The sequence below is a fragment of the Streptomyces sp. BYX5S genome (genome assembly GCF_054724165.1).
Map to the genome: position 1 here is coordinate 6,519,354 of NZ_CM138829.1, position 22,209 is coordinate 6,541,562.

General features: G+C 68.7%; 21 protein-coding genes. 12 read left to right on the forward strand and 9 right to left on the reverse strand.

The window, feature by feature from the left end:
* Positions 1 to 140 precede the first annotated feature (140 nt).
* Positions 141 to 1,334 (reverse strand): sensor histidine kinase, encoded by a 1,194-nt coding sequence (locus ACYBSK_RS29300; RefSeq protein ID WP_460243935.1) that lies wholly within the window; start codon positions 1,332 to 1,334, stop codon positions 141 to 143.
* Complete coding sequence (locus ACYBSK_RS29305; protein WP_457480261.1) at positions 1,331 to 1,984, reverse strand: response regulator transcription factor; 654 nt, start codon at positions 1,982 to 1,984, stop codon at positions 1,331 to 1,333. The genes ACYBSK_RS29300 and ACYBSK_RS29305 overlap by 4 nt, the downstream gene beginning before the upstream one ends.
* A gap of 118 nt (positions 1,985 to 2,102) precedes the next feature.
* Here ACYBSK_RS29305 and ACYBSK_RS29310 point away from each other — a divergent pair, with 118 nt between their 5' ends.
* Positions 2,103 to 2,627, forward strand: coding sequence for a hypothetical protein (locus ACYBSK_RS29310; RefSeq protein WP_460243936.1), 525 nt, complete (start codon positions 2,103 to 2,105; stop codon positions 2,625 to 2,627).
* Positions 2,628 to 2,784: 157 nt separating this feature from the next.
* Here ACYBSK_RS29310 and ACYBSK_RS29315 read toward each other — a convergent pair whose 3' ends face one another.
* Complete coding sequence (locus tag ACYBSK_RS29315; RefSeq protein ID WP_457480263.1) at positions 2,785 to 3,264, reverse strand: DUF1990 family protein; 480 nt, start codon at positions 3,262 to 3,264, stop codon at positions 2,785 to 2,787.
* The gene (locus tag ACYBSK_RS29320; RefSeq protein ID WP_457480264.1) at positions 3,261 to 4,703 is read right to left on the reverse strand and encodes a gamma-aminobutyraldehyde dehydrogenase; all 1,443 of its coding nucleotides are present in this window, start codon (positions 4,701 to 4,703) and stop codon (positions 3,261 to 3,263) included. The genes ACYBSK_RS29315 and ACYBSK_RS29320 overlap by 4 nt, the downstream gene beginning before the upstream one ends.
* A gap of 167 nt (positions 4,704 to 4,870) precedes the next feature.
* Here ACYBSK_RS29320 and ACYBSK_RS29325 point away from each other — a divergent pair, with 167 nt between their 5' ends.
* From ACYBSK_RS29325 to ACYBSK_RS29355, 7 genes are all read left to right on the forward strand, one after another.
* A complete protein-coding gene (locus ACYBSK_RS29325) occupies positions 4,871 to 5,386 on the forward strand; it encodes an Lrp/AsnC family transcriptional regulator (protein WP_306318694.1) in 516 nt (171 codons plus the stop codon).
* Positions 5,371 to 6,750: an aspartate aminotransferase family protein gene (locus ACYBSK_RS29330; RefSeq protein WP_460243937.1), complete on the forward strand. Its 1,380-nt coding sequence runs from the start codon at positions 5,371 to 5,373 to the stop codon at positions 6,748 to 6,750. The genes ACYBSK_RS29325 and ACYBSK_RS29330 overlap by 16 nt, the downstream gene beginning before the upstream one ends.
* Positions 6,751 to 6,969: 219 nt before the next feature.
* A complete protein-coding gene (locus tag ACYBSK_RS29335; protein ID WP_457480266.1) occupies positions 6,970 to 7,722 on the forward strand; it encodes an ABC transporter ATP-binding protein in 753 nt (250 codons plus the stop codon).
* Positions 7,704 to 8,879 carry a hypothetical protein gene (locus tag ACYBSK_RS29340; RefSeq protein WP_460243938.1) on the forward strand — a complete coding sequence of 392 codons (1,176 nt, stop codon included), beginning with the start codon at positions 7,704 to 7,706 and terminating at the stop codon, positions 8,877 to 8,879. Before ACYBSK_RS29335 ends, ACYBSK_RS29340 begins: the two co-directional genes overlap by 19 nt.
* Positions 8,880 to 8,955: 76 nt before the next feature.
* Complete coding sequence (locus tag ACYBSK_RS29345) at positions 8,956 to 9,369, forward strand: VOC family protein (protein WP_457480268.1); 414 nt, start codon at positions 8,956 to 8,958, stop codon at positions 9,367 to 9,369.
* 89 nt (positions 9,370 to 9,458) lie between these two features.
* Positions 9,459 to 10,583, forward strand: coding sequence for an LOG family protein (locus tag ACYBSK_RS29350; RefSeq protein WP_460243939.1), 1,125 nt, complete (start codon positions 9,459 to 9,461; stop codon positions 10,581 to 10,583).
* A 139-nt stretch (positions 10,584 to 10,722) separates the two neighbouring features.
* Entirely contained in the window at positions 10,723 to 11,391 is a 669-nt protein-coding gene (locus ACYBSK_RS29355; protein WP_457480269.1) for an LAETG motif-containing sortase-dependent surface protein, read from the forward strand.
* A gap of 304 nt (positions 11,392 to 11,695) precedes the next feature.
* Here ACYBSK_RS29355 and ACYBSK_RS29360 read toward each other — a convergent pair whose 3' ends face one another.
* The 4 genes from ACYBSK_RS29360 to rlmN all read right to left on the reverse strand — a co-directional run bounded on the left by ACYBSK_RS29360 (position 11,696) and on the right by rlmN (position 16,779).
* The gene (locus tag ACYBSK_RS29360; RefSeq protein WP_460243940.1) at positions 11,696 to 12,724 is read right to left on the reverse strand and encodes an ABC transporter ATP-binding protein; all 1,029 of its coding nucleotides are present in this window, start codon (positions 12,722 to 12,724) and stop codon (positions 11,696 to 11,698) included.
* A gap of 4 nt (positions 12,725 to 12,728) precedes the next feature.
* Entirely contained in the window at positions 12,729 to 14,408 is a 1,680-nt protein-coding gene (locus ACYBSK_RS29365) for an ABC transporter permease (protein WP_460243941.1), read from the reverse strand.
* Positions 14,384 to 15,466, reverse strand: a complete 1,083-nt coding sequence (locus ACYBSK_RS29370; RefSeq protein ID WP_460243942.1) for a thiamine ABC transporter substrate-binding protein — start codon at positions 15,464 to 15,466, stop codon at positions 14,384 to 14,386. The genes ACYBSK_RS29365 and ACYBSK_RS29370 overlap by 25 nt, the downstream gene beginning before the upstream one ends.
* 206 nt (positions 15,467 to 15,672) lie before the next feature.
* Positions 15,673 to 16,779 (reverse strand): dual-specificity RNA methyltransferase RlmN, encoded by a 1,107-nt coding sequence (gene rlmN / locus ACYBSK_RS29375; RefSeq protein WP_457480273.1) that lies wholly within the window; start codon positions 16,777 to 16,779, stop codon positions 15,673 to 15,675.
* A gap of 625 nt (positions 16,780 to 17,404) precedes the next feature.
* Here rlmN and ACYBSK_RS29380 point away from each other — a divergent pair.
* The gene (locus ACYBSK_RS29380) at positions 17,405 to 19,090 is read left to right on the forward strand and encodes an ORC-CDC6 family AAA ATPase (protein WP_460243943.1); all 1,686 of its coding nucleotides are present in this window, start codon (positions 17,405 to 17,407) and stop codon (positions 19,088 to 19,090) included.
* Positions 19,083 to 19,937: a hypothetical protein gene (locus ACYBSK_RS29385; protein WP_460243944.1), complete on the forward strand. Its 855-nt coding sequence runs from the start codon at positions 19,083 to 19,085 to the stop codon at positions 19,935 to 19,937. The genes ACYBSK_RS29380 and ACYBSK_RS29385 overlap by 8 nt, the downstream gene beginning before the upstream one ends.
* Before the next feature lie 510 nt (positions 19,938 to 20,447).
* Here ACYBSK_RS29385 and ACYBSK_RS29390 read toward each other — a convergent pair.
* Positions 20,448 to 20,915, reverse strand: coding sequence for an NUDIX hydrolase (locus ACYBSK_RS29390; protein ID WP_460243945.1), 468 nt, complete (start codon positions 20,913 to 20,915; stop codon positions 20,448 to 20,450).
* Positions 20,916 to 20,933: 18 nt separating this feature from the next.
* On the opposite strand from ACYBSK_RS29390, the gene ACYBSK_RS29395 reads away from it, so the two are divergent.
* Complete coding sequence (locus ACYBSK_RS29395; RefSeq protein ID WP_422475416.1) at positions 20,934 to 21,713, forward strand: GntR family transcriptional regulator; 780 nt, start codon at positions 20,934 to 20,936, stop codon at positions 21,711 to 21,713.
* A gap of 138 nt (positions 21,714 to 21,851) precedes the next feature.
* Positions 21,852 to 22,208 carry an SCO3933 family regulatory protein gene (locus ACYBSK_RS29400; protein ID WP_460243946.1) on the forward strand — a complete coding sequence of 119 codons (357 nt, stop codon included), beginning with the start codon at positions 21,852 to 21,854 and terminating at the stop codon, positions 22,206 to 22,208.
* Position 22,209: the final 1 nt, after the last annotated feature.

Below are 22,209 nucleotides of genomic sequence, written 5' to 3' on the forward strand. Positions count from 1 at the left end.
AGGCTCCTTGGGCCCTCAATGGACGCTGCGTCGAGCGGCCCGGCCCCCGCCCGACACCCTGTCGATGTTCACCGGCCGGCCCACGTCCCGGGGCGGCGCGGCCACACCCCGCACGGTGTGCGGACGCGCGGCGACGGGGCCTACCGCGTCGAGTGCCGCGACGAGGCGTGGGCGCCGGGGAAGCCGACCTCGACGCTCAGCCCGCCGTCCGTCCCGCCGGGCCGGGCCCGTACATGCCCGCCGTGGGCCCGCGCCACGGCGGCGACGATCGACAGGCCGAGGCCGAGGCCCTCGCGGCGCCGGGTGCGTTCGGCGCCGAGCCTGCGGAACGGTTCGAAGAGCGAGTCGACCTGGTCGGCGGGGACGTGCGGGCCGCTGTTGTGGACGTGGAGCGTGGCGAGCCCGTCGCGCCACTGCGTGGACACGGCCACCCAACGTCCGTGCCGATCAGTGGAGTTGTGCTGCACGGCGTTGTCGACCAGGTTGCCGACGAGGCGTTCGACCAGGCGCCGGTCCCCGAGCAGCGGCGCCCGGTCGAGGGCGGCGCGCACGGGCACTCCCCCGCCGGCCGACGCCAGCACGTCCCGTACGACGTCGGCGAGATCCACGTACTCCCGTGTCTCCAGGCCGCGTTGGCTGCGCGCGAGCATCAGGAGCGCCTCGATGATCCGCTCCTGTTCCTCGGCCGCCGTGCGCACGCGGCGGCAGGCGGCGCGCAGCGCCTGTGCGGTCGCGTCGGGGTCGTCGAGCGCCACGTCGACGACGGCCTGCTGGAACGTGATCGGGGTACGCAGTTCGTGGGAGGCGTTGGCGACGAACCTCTTCTGCGCCTCGAAGGCTCCCTCCAGTCGAGCGAGCAGGGCGTCGAACGTGTCGGCCAGGTCCCCCAGTTCGTCGCGCGGGCCGCCCACCGCGAGCCGCTGGTGCAGGTCGTCGGCGGAGATCCGGCGCACCTTGTGGGTCATGGTGCGCAGCGGGGCGAGGACCCGCCCGGCGACCAGCCAGCCCAGCACGAGTGAGGCGAGCGCCATGAGGCCGAGGGCGATGCCCGACTCGATGAGCAGCCGGTGCAGCTGCCCTTCGCGCTGTGCTTCGAGGCTCTGCTCGACGACGGCCCGCAGGGCGGGGCCGTCGACGTGCGGCGGGACGACCGCGTCGGTGGACCGCACCCCGGAGCGCACCCGGGACCAGTCCGGCGTCCGGGCCACCAACGCGTACACGAAGGCGAGGAGTACGCCGCCCGCGAGCACGAAGAGGCCGCTGTAGAGCAGCGTGAGCCGCCATCGGACGCTGCCGCCGCCGGGCAGCCTCCCGGCCGGGCGGGCGCCGCTCACACCCGGTACCCGGCCCGGTCGACCGTCTCGATGAGCGGCGGGTCGCCGAGCTTGCGGCGCAGCCTGCTGACGGTCACCTTCACGGTCTGGGTGAACGGGTCGGCGGCCTCGTCCCAGGCCCGCTCCAGCAGTTCCTCCGCGGAGACGACGGTGCCGCGCGCCGCGAGCAGCAGCTCCAGGACGGCGAACTCCTTCGGGCTGAGCGGGAGTTGCCGACCGGAGCGGACGGCCTCGCGGCGCCCCGGGTCGAGCCGGAGGTCCCCGTGGACCAGGACGGGCGGCAGCGCGGGCGTCGCACGCCGCCCCAACGCCCGTACGCGCGCGACGAGTTCGGTGAACGCGAACGGTTTGGGCAGGTAGTCGTCGGCGCCCATGCCGAGCCCGGCGACCCGGTCGGCGACGGCGCCGGACGCGGTGAGCATCAGGACCCGCTCGCGCCCCTGGCCCGCCGCGAGCACCCGGCACACCTGATCGCCGTGGACGCCCGGCAGATCGCGGTCGAGCACGACGACGTCGTAGCCGTGCACGGTGACCCGCTCCAGCGCGGTGTCCCCGTCGAGCGCCACGTCGACGGCCATGCCCTGGCGGCGCAGCCCCGCGGCGACGGTCTCGGCGAGCTCTTCGTGGTCCTCGACCACCAGCACACGCATGGCGTCAGTGTGGCGGCGGCCCGGTTACGCGGGGATAAGGGCGGGCGTTCCCGTGCCGTAACCGCCGTACCGGTGAAGTGAGTTGCGCGAAACCAGCCGCCCATCAGGAGGAACCCGCATGCGTACACCCACGCTCCACCGCCGCCACCGCGTCCTCGCGGCCGGCGCGCTGATCTCGGCCGTCGCCCTGGGCGCGGTCACCGCGACCCAGGCCGCGGCCACCGGAGGCGACACGCCGCCGAAGCCGCCGAGGAGCGGCGGACCGGCCATCGGTTACCAGCCCACCGACGAGGCGCCGGACGACCTCAACGAGGCCAACGACGCGTTCGCGGCGTGCATGCGCGAGCACGGCCAGAAGACGTTTCCGTCGTTCCACGCCGCGAAGGACGGCGACGGCGGCGTCTCGTTCACGGTCATGATGCGGGTGCGCGGGGGCAAGGCGCCCGCCCTGGACTCCGCCGCCTTCCGGAAGGCGTTCAAGGCCTGCAAGGGCCCGCTGGAGGAGGCGGGCGTGTCCTTCCCGAAGCACGGCCACCCGTTCCCGGACGGCGAACGGCCGCCGACGCCGCCGAAGCGTCCGGGCGACGGCACATGGCACAAGCAACCGGTGACCGGGGCGGGCCACTACGCCCGCACCGCCTGACCCGACGGAGGGGGAGCCGTGCGCGGGCGGGAGCCGGCGGAGGGGGCCGAGGGCCCGCCCGCGCACGACCGCCCGCCCGCGCACGACCGCCCGCTCACGCACACCCTCACGCTCGCGCACAACCGCACGCCCCCGCGCGGCCACGCCGCCCCCCGCGTCACCCCGCGATGGCCCGCAGGTACCGCCCGGTCATCCACTTCTGCACGCCCCGCGCCACCGGCCCGCCCCACCGCGCGTACCACCGCCCCGGCCGCGAGAACGCCCGTACGCGGAACCACACCGCGTCGTCCGCGTCGCGTTCGACGAGGAACGCCTCCTCGCCGCACTCCGGGTGGCCGGGCAGCGTTCCGTAGGCGAAGCCGATGCGCGACGCGTCCCGTACGACGCGCACCACCCGGCAGGGGATCCGCAGCCACAGGAACCGCAGCCGCACGTCCGCGCCCTCCCGGGCGTCGTCGCCGGGCATCACCTTCATCCCGGCGCCGCGCTGGGCGCCCCACGCGAGAACCGCCGCCCCGGCCCGCTCGAAGCACTCCTGCCCCGAGCCGATCCGGACGCGGCGGTCCACGTGGCCGTACCCCGACGGAAGTCCGCCCTCCGTCAGGGTCGCGCCGACCTCGCCGTAGGTGAGGTTCACGCGTCCAGCGACGTCATGACGTGCTTGATCCGCGTGTAGTCGTCGAATCCGTACGACGACAGGTCCTTGCCGTAGCCGGACTTCTTGAAGCCGCCGTGCGGCATCTCGGCGACCAGCGGGATGTGCGTGTTGATCCACACGCAGCCGAAGTCGAGGACCTTGGACATCCGCATCGCGCGGCCGTGGTCCTTCGTCCAGACGGAGGAGGCGAGGGCGTACTCGACGCCGTTCGCGTAGGCGACGGCCTGCTCCTCGTCCGTGAAGGACTGGACGGTGATGACCGGGCCGAACACCTCGTTCTGGATGATCTCGTCGTCCTGCTTCAGGCCGGAGACGACGGTCGGCGCGTAGAAGTAGCCCGTCTCGCCGACGCGGTGGCCGCCGGCCTCGACCTTGGCGTGCGCCGGGAGGCGGTCGATGAAGCCGGAGACCTGCTTCAGCTGGTTGGGGTTGTTGAGCGGGCCGTAGAGCACGTCCTCGTCGTCCGGCATGCCGGTCTTGATGTCGGCGGCGGCCTTGGCGAGCGCGGTCACGAACTCGTCGTGGATGCCCTCCTGGACGAGGACGCGGGTCGCGGCCGTACAGTCCTGCCCGGCGTTGAAGAAGCCCGCCGTGGAGATCTCCTCGACGGCCTTGGCGATGTCGGTGTCCTCGAAGACGACGACGGGGGCCTTGCCGCCGAGCTCCAGGTGGACGCGCTTGAGGTCCTTGGACGCGGACTCGGCGACCTGCATGCCGGCGCGCACGGAGCCGGTGATGGAGGCCATCGCCGGGGTCTTGTGCTCGACCATCATGCGGCCGGTGTCGCGGTCGCCGCACACCACGTTGAAGACGCCCTTGGGGACGATCGAGCCGATGATCTCGGCCATCAGGACCGTGGACGCGGGGGTGGTGTCCGAGGGCTTGAGGACGACCGTGTTGCCCGCGGCGAGGGCCGGGGCGAACTTCCACACGCCCATCATCATCGGGTAGTTCCACGGCGCGACCTGCGCGCAGACGCCGATCGGCTCGCGGCGGATCATGGAGGTGAGGCCCTCCATGTACTCGCCGGTGGCGCGGCCTTCCAGCATGCGCGCGGCGCCCGCGAAGAAGCGGATCTGGTCCACCATCGGCGGGATCTCTTCCGAGCGGGTGAGCCCGATGGGCTTGCCCGTGTTCTCCACCTCGGCCGCGATGAGCTCCTCGGCGCGCTCCTCGAAGGCGTCCGCGATCTTGAGGATGTACCGCTGGCGCTCGCCGGGCACCAGGTCGCGCCAGGCCGGGAACGCGGCCTCGGCCGCGGCCATGGCGGCGTCGATGTCGGCCTGCCCGGACAGCGGCGCGGTCGCGTACGCCTCGCCCGTGGCGGGGTTGACCACTTCGGTGGTCCGTCCGTCGGCGGCGTCCCGGAACTCACCGTCGATGTAGTTACGCAGACGACGCAGCTCACTCGTGCTCACTGCCGGCCCTCCTACCTGTTCGCTGTCCAAAGCTTGAGACACCCACCCTAGTCGGAAGACCGACGTTTTCGACACCCCCCACCCCCCGTGAACTACGGAATCAGTGATGATGAGGCCCGTAGACAACGAATTTCATCGATCCAGGGTTGCGGAACTGTCGAGTCCTCGTGCACAGTGAGGCCGTGGCCAGTCGCAGCGCAGACCCCAAGGGACCCAGTTCGAGGAACGGCAGCAACCCGCCGCTCGACTCCGTCTCCCTCGCCATCATCGAACAGCTCCAAGAAGACGGCAGGCGCCCGTACGCCGCCATCGGAAAGGCCGTGGGCCTCTCCGAGGCGGCCGTGCGCCAGCGCGTCCAGAAACTGCTCGATCAGGGCGTGATGCAGATCGTCGCCGTCACCGACCCGCTCACCGTGGGCTTCAGACGGCAGGCGATGGTCGGCATCAACGTCGAGGGTGACCTGGATCCCGTGGCGGACGCGCTGACGGCCATGTCGGAGTGCGAGTACGTCGTGATGACCGCGGGCTCGTTCGACCTGATGGTGGAGATCGTCTGCGAGGACGACGACCACCTTCTGGAGGTCATCAACCGACGCATCCGGGCCATCCCCGGAGTGCGCTCCACCGAGAGCTTCGTCTACTTGAAGCTCAAGAAGCAGACCTATATGTGGGGAACCCGATAGCCGTGAGCAAGGACCTCAGCCGAACCGCGTACGACCACCTGTGGATGCACTTCACGCGCATGTCGTCGTACGAGAACGCGCCCGTTCCCACCATCGTGCGTGGCGAGGGCACCTACATCTACGACGACAAGGGCCAGAAGTACCTGGACGGCCTCTCCGGCCTGTTCGTGGTCCAGGCCGGTCACGGTCGGCAGGAGCTGGCCGAGGTCGCCGCGAAGCAGGCCGCCGAGCTGGCCTTCTTCCCGATCTGGTCGTACGCCCACCCCAAGGCCGTGGAACTGGCCGAGCGCCTGGCCCACTACGCTCCGGGCGACCTCAACAAGGTCTTCTTCACCACCGGTGGCGGCGAGGCCGTCGAGACCGCGTGGAAGCTGGCGAAGCAGTACCACAAGCTCAAGGGCAACAACCTCAAGTACAAGGTCATCTCGCGCGCGGTCGCCTACCACGGCACCCCGCAGGGCGCCCTGTCCATCACCGGTCTGCCCGCCCTCAAGGCCCCCTTCGAGCCGCTCGTTCCGGGCGCGCACAAGGTGCCGAACACGAACATCTACCGCGCCCCGATCCACGGCGACGACCCGGAGGCCTTCGGCCGCTGGGCCGCCGACCAGATCGAGCAGCAGATCCTCTTCGAGGGCCCGGAGACGGTCGCGGCCGTCTTCCTGGAGCCGGTGCAGAACGCCGGCGGCTGCTTCCCGCCGCCGCCCGGCTACTTCCAGCGCGTGCGCGAGATCTGCGACCAGTACGACGTGCTGCTCGTCTCCGACGAGGTCATCTGCGCCTTCGGCCGCCTCGGCACGATGTTCGCCTGTGACAAGTTCGGCTACGTCCCGGACATCATCACCTGCGCCAAGGGCATGACCTCGGGCTACTCCCCGATCGGCGCCGCGATCGTCTCGGACCGCATCGCCGAGCCGTTCTACAAGGGCGACAACACGTTCCTGCACGGCTACACGTTCGGTGGCCACCCGGTCTCCGCGGCCGTCGGTCTCGCCAACCTCGACATCTTCGAGCGCGAGGGCCTCAACCAGCACGTGCTGGACAACGAGGCGAACTTCCTCAACACGCTCCAGAAGCTGAACGACCTGCCGATCGTCGGCGACGTCCGCGGCAACGGGTTCTTCTACGGCATCGAGCTCGTGAAGGACAAGGCCACCAAGGAGACCTTCACGGACGAGGAGTCGGAGCGCGTGCTCTACGGCTTCGTCTCCAAGAAGCTCTTCGAGTACGGCCTGTACTGCCGCGCCGACGACCGTGGCGACCCGGTCATCCAGCTCTCCCCGCCGCTCGTCTCCGACCAGGCCACCTTCGACGAGATCGAGGGCATCATCCGCCAGGTCCTCATGGAGGCCTGGACGAAGATCTGAGCCCTGCTCCAAGGCAAGGCCCGAGCCAGGGCGGCCACGGAACGCCTCTTGGCTTGAAACACGGCCCGGTCGCACCCATCCGAGTGAGATGGGACGCGACCGGGCCGTGCCCTTCTCCGGCCCGCCCCCGCGCCTCCTTACCGTGCCCAGTGACCGATCGGCCCCGCCTTCGTTCCCCCGTTAGGGGGAAGGCAACTGATCAGAACCGAGGTGTACGTCATGGTGGCCCCGCCGGACAACGACGTGCTGTGGGCGCGTGCCCTGCACTACTCGCACAGCGGATCGGACAGCGGCTCCCCCGCGCTCACCGGTGTCTCGCTCGGTGTCCGCGAGGGCGAGATCCTCGCCGTCACCGGCCCGCGCGGCAGCGGGAAGACCACCCTGCTGCGCTGCCTCTCCGGCCAGCTCCTGCCGCAGCAGGGCGAGGTCTGGTTCAACAGCGCGCCCGTGCACACGATGGGCCCCCTCGTCCGGGAGCGGCTGCGCCGCGACCGGTTCGGCTGGATCGACCCCGAGCCCGTCCTCGTTCCCGAACTGAACGTGTGGGAGAACGCGGCGCTGCCGCTGATGCTCCGCGGCACCCCCCGCCGCGCCGCCAAGGCCACCGCCCACGAGTGGCTGGACCGGCTCGATGTCGGCCGCCTCGCCCGCAAGCGCCCGCACGCGCTGACCGTGGCCGAGCGGCAGCGCGTCGCCATCGTCCGCGCCCTCGCGCACGCCCCGAGCGTGGTGTTCGCCGACGAGCCAACCGCGACCCTGCACCGCGCCGACCACGCGCACATCCTGCGCACCCTCACCGCCGCGGCCCGCTCGCACGCCATCACCGTCGTCCTCGCCACGCACGACTCCGAGGTGGGCGCCCTCGCCGACCGTACGGAGGCGCTGCTCGACGGGCGCCGGGTGCACACCGTGCAGCTGCCCGAGAAGGCCCCCGAAGGGGAAGGCCGGGCCGCGTGCTCGCTCTCCGTCTAGCGCGCGGCGCGCACCCGACGGCCCAGCTGCGCAGACTCCTGGTCGCCGCCGCCTCCGCGGGCACCGGCTTCCTGCTCCTGTGCACGCTCGGCCACGCCCTCGCCCACCCCGACAGCGCGGCGAACTCGCTGCTGCGCCTCGCCTGGTGCGTCCTGCCACTCGCCGCGACCGTGTACTTCGCGGTCGCCGTGGCCCGCTCCGACCCCGGTACGAAGCCGCGCGCGGGCCTGTCCGCGGTGGGCCTCGGCCCGGCCCGGCTGACCCTGCTCGCCGCGATCTCCACGGCCATCGCCTGCACGCTCGGCTCGATGCTGGCGCTGCTGTTCTTCCTGCACCTGCGGGGCGACCTCACGGGCCTGCCGTTCGACGGCGCGGCCCGCGGGCTGCTCGCCGCCGACCGGCCGCTGCCGCTCGCCGCCGTGCTCACGCTGCTGACCTGGGTGCCGCTCACGGCGTCCGCGGCGAGCGCCCTCGCGCTGCGCCCGCGGCTCACGGCGCCGGTCAAGGACACCGAGGAACCGGCGGAACCGGCCACGGCGCCGACCGGGCTGCCGTGGGGCTTCGCGCTGCTCGCGGCGGGTCTCGCCGTGGAGACGTACGCGGCGGGCGCGCGCGGCGCCGCGGGGTCCCGGCTGCCGGGCGGTCTCACCGGCAGCCCCACCGGGGTGCTCGCCGGGTGGACACTGACCGCGCTCGGCCTGGCGCTCGCCGGTCCCGGCATCACGTACCTGTGCGGCCGGGCGCTCCAGTCCGTACGCCCGTCCGCGGTGCGGCTGCTTGCGGGCCGGGGGCTCATGGAGGAGGCGCGGCGGATCGGCCGGCCGCTCGGCGTGGTCTGCGCGGTGGCCTCGGGGGCGGTCGCGGCGGTGACGCTGTACGGCGGCGACGGGGGCCCGGCGCGGGCGTCCGGGGTCGGGCCGCTGGCGACGCTCGGCGCGGTGCTGGTCGTGGGCTGCGCCGTGGCGACGCTGGCGACCGCGTCCTTCGAGGCCCGCCGGGCGCGGCGGCACACCACGGAGGCGCTGCTGCGGATCGGGGCGCCGGCCACGGCATTGCGCGGGGCGGCGGCGCTCAGAACCGGCGTGCTGCTCGCCGTGTTCGGTCCGCTGACCTGGGTCGTCGCACAACTTTCGGCGGCTCCGCTGACAGCGCGATGAGTTTTGCCGACACTGACCGTCTATCTGTTCGTACGGACGACACCGACCGACTGAGCGAGAAGGCGACGGACACCTCATGAGCGAGTACCAGCAGATGATCTTCGTGAACCTGGCCGTGAGCGATGTGGAGGCGTCCACGAAGTTCTTCACGGAGCTGGGCTACGAGCGCAACGCCCAGTTCTCCGACGACACCACCAGCTCCATCGTCATCAGCGACCACATCGTGGTCATGCTGCTCGCGAAGGAGAAGTACGCGCAGTTCACGAAGAAGAAGATCGTGGACTCCCGGACCAGCAGCGAGACGCTGCTGGCGCTGAGTGCGGAGAGCCGCGAGAAGGTGGACGAGCTCGTGGACCGGGCGATCGCCGCGGGCGGCTCCGAGACCGGTGAGAAGCAGGACCACGGCTTCATGTACGGGCGGGCCTTCGACGACCCCGACGGGCACACCTTCGAGGTCATGTGGATGGACCCGACGGCCGTCGAGGGCTGACCAAAGGGCCTGCGCGGGCCCCTGCTTAGCATGGGCGGGTGCAGCCGACTCCAGCGAACCCCTCCGCATCCGCATCCTCCGAGCCCCACGTGCCCGGCACCACCTCCGACCGCGAGATCGAGACGCTCGCGGAGTTCGACGAGGTGGTCGCCGGGCACGGGGCTCTCACCGGACACCGGGTGCAGGCCGTCGACCTGACCGCCCGCACCGACGAACTGCTCGGCGCCGATGTCGAGGGCGCCATATTCCTCGGCTGCCCCATGGACGAGCGCGCGGCGGCCGAGGTCAGAGCCCGCGGCGCACTGGTCTTCCCGCCGGTCCCGGGCCTCCCCTTCGACCCGTACCGGGGTCACCTCTACGCCCCCGACGAACTCTTCGAGGGCCTGTCGTCCGAGGGTGGCTACGAGGCCACCCCCGACGCCCGCGCGTACGAGTGGTTCCAGCGGACCAAGGCCGACGGCGACGTCTTCGCGTCGATGCTGCGCGCCGTGCACGACGACTCCGTCTCCGACGCGCTCGACGAACTCCTCGTCGGGGCGCGGGTGGTGGGCGTCATGGGCGGGCACGCGATGGCGCGCGGCACGGACGCGTACGCGGGGGCGGCCCGGCTCGGGCGGACGCTCGCCCGCGCCGGTGTCACCGTCGCGACCGGGGGCGGTCCCGGGGCGATGGAGGCGGCGAACCTGGGCGCGTACGCGGCGCCCTTCGGCGACCCGATGCTCGACGAGGCGCTCCAACTCCTGGCGAAGTCACCGTCGTTCACCCCGTCGATCACGGACTGGGCGGGGGCGGCCTTCGAGGTCCGGGACCGCTGGCCGGAGGGCGGCGCCTCGGTCGGCATCCCGACCTGGTTCTACGGGCACGAGCCGCCGAACCCGTTCGCCTCGCACCTCGCGAAGTACTTCGCCAACGCCACCCGCGAGGACGGCCTGCTGGCCCGCTCCAACGCGGGCGTGATCTTCCTGCCCGGTGCGGCCGGCACGGTCCAGGAGATCTTCGACAACGCGACGCCCAACTACTACGAGTCGCGCGGCGAACCGACCCCGATGGTCCTCGTCGACCGCGCCCACTGGACGGAGCGGCTCCCCACCTGGCCACTCCTCCAGGCGCTCGCGCGGGAGCGGTCGATGGAGGACCGCATCGCGCTCGTGGACACGGTCGAGGAGGCGGCGGACGCGGTGCTGCGCCTCGGGTCAAGGACAGGTCAAGCCTGACTCCCTGGCGGGGTCCTTGTATTGACGCTGCGTCACTGACGCAGATAAACGTGAGGGGACCGTGGGGGTGTTGAGCATTCGTGGTGCGTCCGCACCGGGCCACGCCCCCTCCCATTACGTCATCCCGTGAAGGACGAACGTGTCCGTAGCCCCCCGCATATCTTCTCGCATCTCCTCCAGAGCGGCCCGCTTCGCCGGTGTGGCCGCCGCCGCGACGGCCCTGACGCTCGGCGTCGCGGGTTCCGCCTCGGCGTGCGACATCAGCGAGTTCACCGCCAAGGCCGTCTGCGACGGCGAGCAGGGTGTCATCTCCGTCACCGACGTGGACTCCTCCGGCACCCCGGCGACCGTCACCGTCTTCCGGACGTCCGGCGGCGCCGAGGAACAGGTCGGCTCGCAGGTCGTGAAGGGCTCCAAGGAAGGTGTCACGATCACCTTCAAGGAGGACTGGAAGCCGGGCGCGACCTACCGCGTCCACGTGAAGACCGACCGCTTCAACGTCGACGACGACATCGCCGGCGGTGTGACCGCGCCGGCGAAGGCGTGCGCCACGGAGAAGCCGTCGACGCCCCCGTCGACGCCCCCGGCGTCCGCGGCGCCCAGCACCTCGGCGCCGGCGGCGCCCGAGACCACCGAGGCGGCGGCCCCGGCGCCGAGCAACTCCGCGTCCCCCGCGGGCAGTTCGGACCTGGCCGAGACCGGTGCCAGCAGCAACACGCCGGTGATCGCCGGTATCGCGGCCCTCCTGGTCGTCGCGGGCGGCGGCGTCGTCTTCGCCCTGCGCCGCAAGGGCGCCACCCAGAAGTAATTTCCGGGTCGACCGTTCGGCCCACCCGAACGGTCGACCTCCCCCTCACCGAGCCACCTCAAAAACCGTCCTCAATCGCCGGACGGGCTTACTGCTACGGCCACCCGGCTCCCCACCCGAGGCGGCCAACCCCGCCCCGCCTTGGGCAATCCACCGCCACCCCGGCTCCCCACCCACTACGGTGGACGCCGCCCCGCCTTGGGCAATCTGCCGCCAAGGGCGGCAGGGTGGGCAAGGCGGCACCCCGGTGCGGGCAGCACGTTCGTCGGGGGTCCACCACGGCACGGCCGACCGCGCCCACCGGCTAGGCGCCGAGCACCACAACCTCGCCCGCGTCGAACGCGACCCCCACCACATCCCCCACCCCGGGGGCCACCCGCAACGCACAGACCGCCTCCAACCTCGGCGCCCCCTCCACCTCAAGCCGCAACGCCACATGCGTCCCCCGGAACGTACGACCGACGACCGTCCCCCTCAGCTGCGCCTCGTCGGACGCGACAAGCCCGACCCCCGCCGGCCGCACCAACACCTTCCCCTCCCCCTGGGCGGAGCCCTCCGGCACGGGCACCTTCCCCCACGCCGTGTCCGCCACCACCCCGGTCACCGTCGCATTGACCACGTTGTCGAACCCGAGGAACCGCGCCACGAACTCGTCGGCCGGCCGCTGCCACACCTCAAGAGGCGTACCACTCTGGGCGATCCGCCCGTCCCGCATCACCACGACCCGGTCGGCGAGCGCGAACGCCTCCCCCTGGTCGTGCGTCACCGCCAGCACCGTCGTCCCCAACTCACCGAAAAGCTCCCGCAGTTCGACGACCAACCGCTCCCGCAACGACCGGTCCAGCTGCCCGAGCGGCTCGTCCAGCATCAGCAGCCTCGGCCTCGGCGCCAACGCCCGCGCCAGCGCCACCCGCTGCTGCTCACCACCGGACAGCGAACCGACCGCCCGCCGCTCGGCGCCCGGCAACCCGACGAGCGCGAGCAACTCCCGTACGCGCTCGGCCTGTTCGCCCTTGCCCGCCCCATGCATCCGCAGCCCGAACGCGACGTTGCGCCCCACGTCCCGCTGCGGGAACAGCTGGTGGTCCTGGAACATCAGCCCGACCCCCCGCTTGTGCGCGGGCACCCCGGCCTGATCCGCGCCCCCGAGCACCACCCGCCCGCCGTCGAGCGTCTGCAACCCGGCGACGGCCCGCAGCAGCGTCGACTTGCCACTGCCACTGGGCCCGAGCACGCACACGATCTCGTGCTCGGCCACCTCCAGGCCCACCTCGTCGAGCACGGCGCGCCCACCGAACCGTACGGTCGCGTGGTCCAGCTCCAGCAGCGGCATCAGATCAGAACTCCCCGGTCGTGGCCTTGGCGGGCCGCAGACGTTCCAGCACCAGCAGGGCGGCGGCGCACACCACCATCAGGACGGTCGACAGCGCCATCGCCTGCCCGTAGTTGAGGTCACCGGCCCGCCCCAGCAGCCGCGCCACGGCCACCGGCAGCGTCGGGTTGTCGGGCCGCGCGATGAACACGGTCGCCCCGAACTCGCCGAGCGAGACGGCGAAGGCGAACCCGGCGGCGACCAGCAGCGCCCGCCGCACCATCGGCAGATCGACCTCCCGCCACGCCCGCAGCGGCGACGCCCCGAGCACGGCCGCCGCCTCCCGCAGCCGCCCGTCGACGGCCCGCAGCACCGGCAGCATCGTCCGTACGACGAAGGGCACCCCCACGAGCGCCTGCGCGAGCGGAACCAGGATCCACGTGGACCGCAGATCGAGCGGCGGCTCGTCGAGCGTGATCAGGAACCCGAACCCGACGGTCACGGCGGACACCCCGAGCGGCAGCATCAGCAGCGCGTCGAACCCGCGCACGAGCCGCCCGGCACGCCGCGTCAGCGCCGCCGCCGCGAGCCCGCCGATCACCACGGCGATGGCGGTGGCGGCGAGCGCGTACTCCAGCGAGTTCCCGATCGCGTCGATCGGCGGTACGAGGAAGGTCCCGCCGTCGGCGTCGGTGAGCGCCCGGTAGTACCCGAACCCGTACCCACCGGGCGCGTCCAGCGAGCGCTCGACGAGCACCCCGAGCGGCAGCACGATCAGCAGCGCGACGGACACCAGGACACCGCCGAGCAGCGTCCACTGCCCGGCCCCGCGCGGCCTGCGCGACGCCTGCGCGGCGTCCACCAGCCTGAGCGCGCTCTCCCGCCGCCGCACGGTCCACGCGTGCACGCCGAGGATCAGCCCGACGGCCACGAACTGCACGATGGTCAGCACAGCGGCGGTGGACAGGTCGAAGATCTGCGCGGTCTGCCGATAGATCTCGACCTCAAGAGTGGAGAACCCGGGCCCGCCCAGAATCTGCACGACACCGAACGACGTGAACGTGAACAGGAAGACCATCAGCGCGGCCGCCGCCACAGCGGGTCCGAGCGCCGGCAGCGTCACCTTCCGCCACGCCGCGAACCGCGAGGCCCCGAGCATCCGCGCGGCCTCCTCCTGCCGCGGATCGAGCTGCGCCCACAGCCCGCCCACGGTCCGTACGACCACGGCGTAGTTGAAGAAGACGTGCGCGAGCAGGATCGCCCACACGGTGGTGTCGAGCCGGACGCCCCAGACCTCGTCGAGCAGCCCTCCGTTCCCGACGAGCGCGAGGAACGCGGTGCCCACGACGACGGTCGGCAGCACGAACGGCACCGTGACGACGGCCCGCAGCACCTGCTTGCCCGGGAACTCGAACCGGGCGAAGACATACGCCCCCGGCAGCGCGATCAGCAGCGTCAGCGCGGTCGACGCGAGCGCCTGCCACACCGTGAACCACAGGACGTGCCGGATGTCCGACTGCCCGAGCACGTCCAGGATCCGCCCGGCCTGCCAGCCGCCGTCGGTGTGCAGCCCGCGCTCGACGATGGCGACGACCGGGTAGGCGAAGAAGAGCCCGAAGAACACGACGGGCAGGGCCATGAGCCCGAGCCGCGCCGCGTTGCCCCGCTGCCGGGGGGCCGCTACTTCAGTACGAGCGACGTCCACGACTTCACCCAGTCGTCACGGTTGTCCGCGATCTTGCGCGGGCTCATGGTCTCGGGGTCGTCGATCCTCACCGCGTACTTGGTGTAGTCGGCGGGCGCCGTGGCGTTCTTGGTCACCGGGTCGACGAACATGTTGAGCGGCATGTCCTCCTGGAACTCCTTGGAGACCAGGAAGTCGAGCAGCGCCTTGCCGCCCTTCTCGTTCCGCGCGCCGTCGAGCAGCCCCGCGAACTCGATCTGCTGGAAGCAGGTGTCCTTGGCGACACCGACGGGCGAGGTCTTCGGCTGCGGGTCGGAGTACACGGCCTCGGCGGGCGGCGAGGAGGCGTAACTCACGACGAGCGGCCGCTCGCCCCCGGCCTTCTTCCCGCCGGCGGACCCCGAGAACTCCTCGTTGTACGCCTGGTCCCACCCGTCAACGACCTTGACGCCGTTGGCCTTCAGCTTCTTCCAGTACGCCTGCCAGCCGTCGTCGCCGTACGCGGCGGCGGTGCCGAGCAGGAACCCGAGCCCCGGGGAGGAGGTCGAGGCGTTCTCGGTGACGAGGAGGTCCTTGTAGGCGGGCTTGGCGAGATCGGCGAAGGAGGCCGGAGGCGCAAGATCACGCTTCTCGAAGTAGGCCTTGTCGTAATTGACACAAAGGGACCCGGTATCAACGGGAGTGACCCGCTTCTTCTTCTGATCGAGCTGATACCGCTCCTCCACCTCGTCGAGCCCCTTGGCCTCGTACGAGGAGAAGAGGCCGTTGTCGAGCGCGCGGGAGAGGAGGGTGTTGTCGACGCCGAAGAAGACGTCGCCCTGCGGGTTGCCCTTGGACAGGATCGCCTTGTTGACGGCTTCGCCGGCGTCGCCGTCCTCCAGGACCTTCACGTCGTAGCCGGACGTCTTCTCGAAGTCGGCGAGCACGTCCTTGGAGACCGCCCAGGAACTGTGGCTGACGAGGGTGACGGTCTTGGACGCGCCGCTGCCGGACGAACCGTCGGACGACGACCCGCACGCGGACAGGCTGACGAGGCCGAGCCCGACGGCAACGGCCACACAGGTCTTCTTCTTGCCCACTGGTTTTCCTCCTGGGGGTCCAGGAAGAGACGCGGCCCTGCCCGGGGACCACTGACGGTCTCCGGGCAGGGCGCAACAGCTTGAGTGATGACCGAACTTCCTACCCAGAATGACCTGGGCGAGGTTCAGAGGGTCTGCGGCGTACCGCACTCTCAGCGCTGTGGCGCTCCCCTGTCGGAATATACAAATTGTTGTTCGAGGCCAGGCTACCGCTCGGTGGCGGCCAGCTGTCCACACGCCCCGTCGATCTCCTGCCCACGGGTGTCCCGAATGGTCACGGGCACACCATGTGCGGCGATCGCTTCGACGAAGGCCTTCTCGTCCTCGGGCCGGGAGGCGGTCCACTTGGAGCCCGGCGTCGGGTTGAGCGGAATCAGGTTCACGTGCACGGGCCGCCCCTTGAGCATCCGCCCGAGCCGGTCACCCCGCCACGCCTGATCATTGATGTCACGAATGAGCGCGTACTCGATGGACAGCCGCCGCCCGGACCTGGCCGCGTACTCGAACCCGGCGTCGAGCACCTCCCGCACCTTCCACCGCGTGTTCACGGGGACGAGGGTGTCGCGCAGCTCGTCGTCGGGCGCGTGCAGCGAGATGGCGAGGCGGCACTTGAGCCCCTCGTCGGTGAACCGGTTGATGGCGGGCACGAGCCCCACCGTCGACACGGTGATGCCGCGCTGGCTGAGCCCGAGCCCGTCCGGCTCGGGGTCGGTGAGCGCGCGGATGGCGCGGATGACCCGCTTGTAGTTGGCGAGCGGCTCGCCCATGCCCATGAACACGATGTTGCTGAGCCGGGCCGGCCCCCCAGGAATCTCGCCGTCCCTCAGAGCCCTCATCCCGTCGACGATCTGATGCACGATCTCGGCGGTCGACAGGTTCCGGTCGAGCCCGGCCTGCCCGGTGGCGCAGAACGGGCAGTTCATGCCACAGCCGGCCTGCGACGAGATGCACATCGTCACGCGGTCGGGATACCGCATGAGCACGGACTCGACGAGCGTCCCGTCGAACAGCTTCCACAACGTCTTGCGCGTCGTGTCGCTGTCGGTCGACAGATGCCGCACGACGGTCATCAGCTCCGGCAGCAAGGCCTCCCGCAGCTTCTCCCGCGCCCCCGCGGGGATGTCGGTCCACTCCGCGGGATCGTGCGCGTACCGCGCGAAGTAGTGCTGCGACAGCTGCTTGGCGCGAAACGGCTTCTCCCCGATCGCGACAACAGCCTCCTTCCGCTCCGCAGGCGAAAGATCAGCAAGGTGCCGCGGCGGCTTCTTGGCCCCGCGGGGGGCGACGAACGTGAGTTCTCCGGGCTTAGGCATAGCGGTTCCAGTGTCGCAGATGCGCGGGGGTGACCTGGGCCCAAGGCCCGTGGCCCCTGTCATCGGTGGTCACTACTCGTCCTCCTTGAGCCCCCTCGGACGGCCCATAGACGGCCCAAGACGCTCAACCCACCTATGGCCCGACCAGCGAGCCGGACAGCAGCGGGCAGGCTTCACACCTGAAGTTTGGCCCACTGCCAACGCCTGCGCGTCCTCATGGCACCAGCCTGGGCTGACCGCGAGCTTCTGATCCGAAGCTCCAGGTGGAGAAGTTTCCTATGATCGCTCACTTCGTGATCCGCTCCGTGTGATCGGCGGCTTCGCGTACAGCTCGGTAAACGATGACGGCTTGGCTTCGGTTCTGCGGTTCGGCGAGATCGGACAGTGCGTCCACAGCCAGCGCCATGTCGCGCCTGCGCTCTATCTGCTTCAGCAAACCCGAGGCTTGTGAACGCGAACCCATACCCGAGTGACGACAGAAGCTCCCAACCGGTCCGCCCGCCATTGCGCCCCACGCCCGATCCGGGCGATAATAATTCACCTGCGAGCACAGTGCTCTATATTTTGGCGCCCGCTCTCACAGCAAACATTGCAACACTGCAACCCATTCAGACGTTAGGAAGCAATGGAAAATCTTCACGAATCACTGACAGCGAACGTATTCGAAGAACGCGCCGAATACCTCTCAAAGGCTGAACTAGCAGCATGGACTGCCGAGACTAAAGCAGATCGAACAATCCTTTCGAAACTCAAAGGGCCAGGGGCCAAGCTATTGATCGGCCCTCGCGGATGCGGGAAATCCACGCTCCTGCGACGAGCCTACTTTGAATTGCAGGAAGGAGAGTCACACCTAGGCGTCTACGTGAATTACAGCAGATCACTAGCCCTGGAACCCCTGTTTCACAATTCGGCGAACGCCCTGCAACTGTTTCGACAATGGGTGCTGCTCAAGATTGCTATCGGCGTCAGAGACTCCTTCGAAGAGTGCCACCGAGACATTCCGCCAACCTTGGCGGAATTGACACTTGACGCAAAGGAGTACATTAAGGCTCTTGAAGCCGGAGCGACAACCGAAATTCCGGACGCATACACAACTCCTACGGAATTGCTGCACGCTCTGGAGGCATGGACCCGAGAAAGCGGACTGAAGAGATGCATCCTACTTTTGGATGATGCCGCGCATGCCTTCTCGCCAGAGCAGCAACGGGAATTCTTTGAGATTTTCCGGGGACTCAGGTCGCGAATCGTTTCGGCGAAAGCAGCCGTGTATCCAGGGATCACGAGCTACTCCCCTAACTTTCATGTCGGCCACGAGGCCGAACTCGTCGAGTCCTGGCTCCGCCCCGACGAGGACGGATATCTGGCACTCATGCGCGAGATCGTCGATCGCCGTATCCCTCCCTCGCACTTGAAGAAGTTGAGAGGGCGCGATGAGCTAATTGACTATTTGGCACTAGCTTCGTTCGGCTTGCCTCGCGGATTCCTGGTAATGCTTTCACAACTTCTGGGAGTTGAAGAAGACGAGACTCACACTCCAACGCGAAAAATGGCCGAAGCCGCTATCTCTGATCACGCAGCATCTGTCCGACAGATCTTTAGTACGCTCGCCGATAAGCTTCCCAGATATAGGCATTTTGTGGAATTCGGACGGGAGCTTGAGGCTGGCGCGGTACGTCACCTCCAAAGCTTCAACTCCAGTCGACGAGATAGGTCTAAAGCGACAGTAATTGCATTTCACGAACCCATGGACGCCAAGCTCACACGAATGGTTTCCATGCTTGAGTACTCCGGCCTTCTTCGCGACGCCCATACGGTTTCGCGAGGCGTGAAGGGGGTTTTCCATCGGTACATGGTCCACTACGCAGTTCTGATTGAGGGTAACGCGCTTAGCCTGGGAAGAGCGTTCGCTGTATCAGATGTCGTGTCGGCCCTAATGGCCCGCGATGCGCATGCCTTTTCGAGATTGCAGCCCGCCAATGTGCTCGGCGAAGATTACACCGACAGGTGCACTCTAGACCTGCTTCCGTGTACTAACTGTGGGGCTCCTCGTTTCTCCGAGGATGCACAGTTCTGCATGAAATGTGGTCGTCAACTCAGGACCGCTTCAATTTACGAAGAGTTGTTGAAATCTCCGATCGACAACCTTCCACTCACCAAAAAGAAGCTGGACGGGCTACTAAAGCACACCGAGATCCGTACGGTGAATGACCTCCTACTTGACGAGGAGAACGCACTTCGCGCGGTACCCCACATCGGCCCCGTTTGGGCAAGAAGGATTAAGCGCTACGCCCAGGAGTTTGTCAGTGTCTAGCAGAAACATGACAAACTCCGCCTGGGAGAAAGTAAACCTCCCTCCCGAAAGCACCGACACGAAATTCACGACTTGCTGCGTGAAAGCAGAGGCGAACAACAGCCCCATTGATGCCTTCTACGGCAGCTTGGGCGACGTCCTTCGACTCGGCTTACCTGAGGAACTCTCAAGAAACGACACCCTGGGAAGGCTGCTGGCTCTTGGGATCGTGACCGGAACAGAATCCTACTTTAGGTCAATCTTTTTGGGGTTGATAAATACGTGCCCGATCGTAAGGGAAAAGGTCGCCGATCAAATGATCGCCATGGGGGCCGTCGATTATTATGGCGCCAGTAAATTGGGAATGGGGTTGTTTGAGGGAGTTAGCTTCGCTAGCGAATCGGAGATCAAGAAAAAGAGCAACACCCTGCTTGGCTTTTCATGGCAGCCAAACAGCTCTCTCGGAATCGCTCTCGCCAACTTTGATGTCGTTTGCCACATTCGCCACGCCAGTGTGCATTCGCATGGTGTGCTCAGTCGAGGTAATGCGAGGGCGCTCGGCCTAAGCAAAAAAGAAGAAACCACTCAGATCATCCTAGATTTCGCCCATCTGCAAAAAATCGCACTGATCTGCACTAGCGCCGTTCGCGAATTCAACCTGACGCTTTACAAGGAAACAATTGAAAAATGGATAAAGGGAAATCTGTTGAGGGGGAACTGGGACACCGACAAGCAACTGATGAACAACTGCTTTGAGCTTTTTCGCTCCAGGACTGACGGAACATCTCCAAGAGATGCCTATCGTGCCTACCTCGCGTTGCAGCCTGCGATTCGTCAACGATGGGCACGCGGAACCGGCCGAAAGTAGCTCTCCCTGTTTGAATTGATGAACTCCAAGGCTGGGAGCACTGTGGAGCTTCATCTATCGGGGGCTGGTTGCCTACTGGCCTAGCAGCTCAACCCCAGCTCCCATCCCGTCCGCCGTCGACCCACACGCAGTGGAGCGGGCGTGGCCCCTGGTGTCCAGGTGGAGCGCGCCACTGTACGAACGACCTGGACACCAGGGGCCACGTCTGCTCGGCTTTGCCTGGGTCGACGGTGGACGGGATGGGAGCCCTCGCAACCACCCACGGACCCGCACCCGGCAGCGTTTCCCCCGGCTCCCGGTGCCGGCCGATCCCCCGCCGGAGGCACCGTCTTTGACCGCGAGTTGAGCCGTGCGATTCGTCCGCTTCACAGCCCCGGCCCCAACCATGTGGGCGCGCGTCGGCGCAGCGCCCGTAGCGCGGGCCGAAGGCATGAGCGCGAAGGGCAGCGGAGCCGGGAAGCGCGCCCGGCGGAGCGGAGCGCAGCCGGTCTTGATGAAGTAGGGAAAGTTCTATCGCGCTGGCGTCAGCCGCTTGCCGTCATGGCTTCGGACATGAGGACCTGCCCCGTCGAGGGCATCCAGGAGCCGGATCGAGTAGACCTCGGACATGAACTCGCTGACCTCGTCAGGCGTCAGCCATTCCACGGCCGTGGACTCGTCCGACGTGCGCTCCTCGCCGCCCGCGGGCTTGCAGCGGAACACCAAAGCGACGACGCCTCGGGTGGTGTTCTTGTAGACGCCGGTCAGCTCGTCCACCTCGACGTGGATGCCGGTCTCTTCCCAGACCTCTCGGCGTACGCCTGCCTCCGGGGTCTCCTCGAGTTCGAGCACGCCGCCCGGGAGCTCCCACGTGCCGTTGTCCGCGCGCCGGATGGCCAGCAGTCGGCCGTCATCGCGGACCACCACTCCGGCTACGGACACGGAGTGCAGTGGCGTTGACTGGCCTTCCTTGGCGCTGTTACTCATGTACAGGAGCATAGGAGGAAGAAAAGGACTATGGGAACTGCAGTGGGAGAGGGGAGGTCCGTCCCTCAGTACGTGCGGATCGCTGAGGATCTGGTTCAGCAGATCAGGGCTGGAGTCATCAAGCCTGGTGAGCTGGTGCCGAGCGAGTCAGAGCTGGTCGAGCGCTACGGCGTTTCGGGCGGCACGATTCGTAAGGCGATGGTCGAGGTCCGGGCCAGCGGGCTCGTGGAGACCCGGCACGGCAAGGGCTCGATGGTGAAGGACCGGCCGCCGGTACGGCTGCGCTCCTCCGATCGTTTCCGGCGTTCGCACCGCCAGGGCGGGAAGGCCGCCTACCTCGCCGAGTCCGCACAGTCCGGCGCCACGGCGAAGGTCAGCGTGCTCTACATCGGCCCGATGGAGGCCCCGGAGGATGCTGCCGAACGTCTCGGCGTTCCGGCCGGCACCCAGGTCCTCGCTCGCCGACGGCTCTACTTCCGCAACGGCACCCCGGTCGAGACGGCTTCCTCGTACCTCCCGTGGGACGTCGTGAAGGACATCCCCGAGCTGTTCGCCGAGAACCCCGGCGGGGGCGGCATCTACGCCCGACTCGAAGACCACGGGCACGAGTTCGCGGAGTTCGTCGAGACGCTGCAAGGGCGTCCGGCCTCCAAGGCGGAGGCGTCCGAACTGGCGCTGAGCCCCGGCTCCCCGGTGATCCACCTGATTCGTGAGGCCCGTACGACCGAAGGCCGCGTGGTCGAGGTCTGCGACACCCTCATGGCCGCTGACCAGTTCGTTTTCGAGTACCGGATCCCTGCCGCCGACTGACGCACCCTCGCTGATCCGCAGCCCGTCGTGACTTTTCTGTCGCGGCGGGTTGACTCATGTATAGGAGTGTTGCACTCTTCTTCATGTCACTCATGTACATGAGTGACGGAGTCCAGCCCCTACATAGGAGTGATCTCTGTGCGTCAGATCCCCGTCGACACCTCCGCCGCCACCGTGATGGTCGCCAAGACCCCGCAGGTCAAGGTCAAGGACCGCAAGACTGGTGAGGTCGCCCTGGACGTCGAGACCGGCGGCAAGCTGATGACCGTGGACGTGATGTTCGCGGCCAACGACCAGGTGGAGATCCTGTCCGTCACCGTTCCCGAGACCGGCGTCTCCGAGGAGCTGACAATGGGTACGCCCGTCGCGCTCACCGGCCTGATCGCCCGCCCGTGGGAGAACGAGTTCAACGGGCAGAAGCGGCACGGCATCGCCTTCCGCGCCGTCGCCGTCACCTCGCTCGCCGCCAACGCGTCCACGGCCAAGGCGGCCTGAT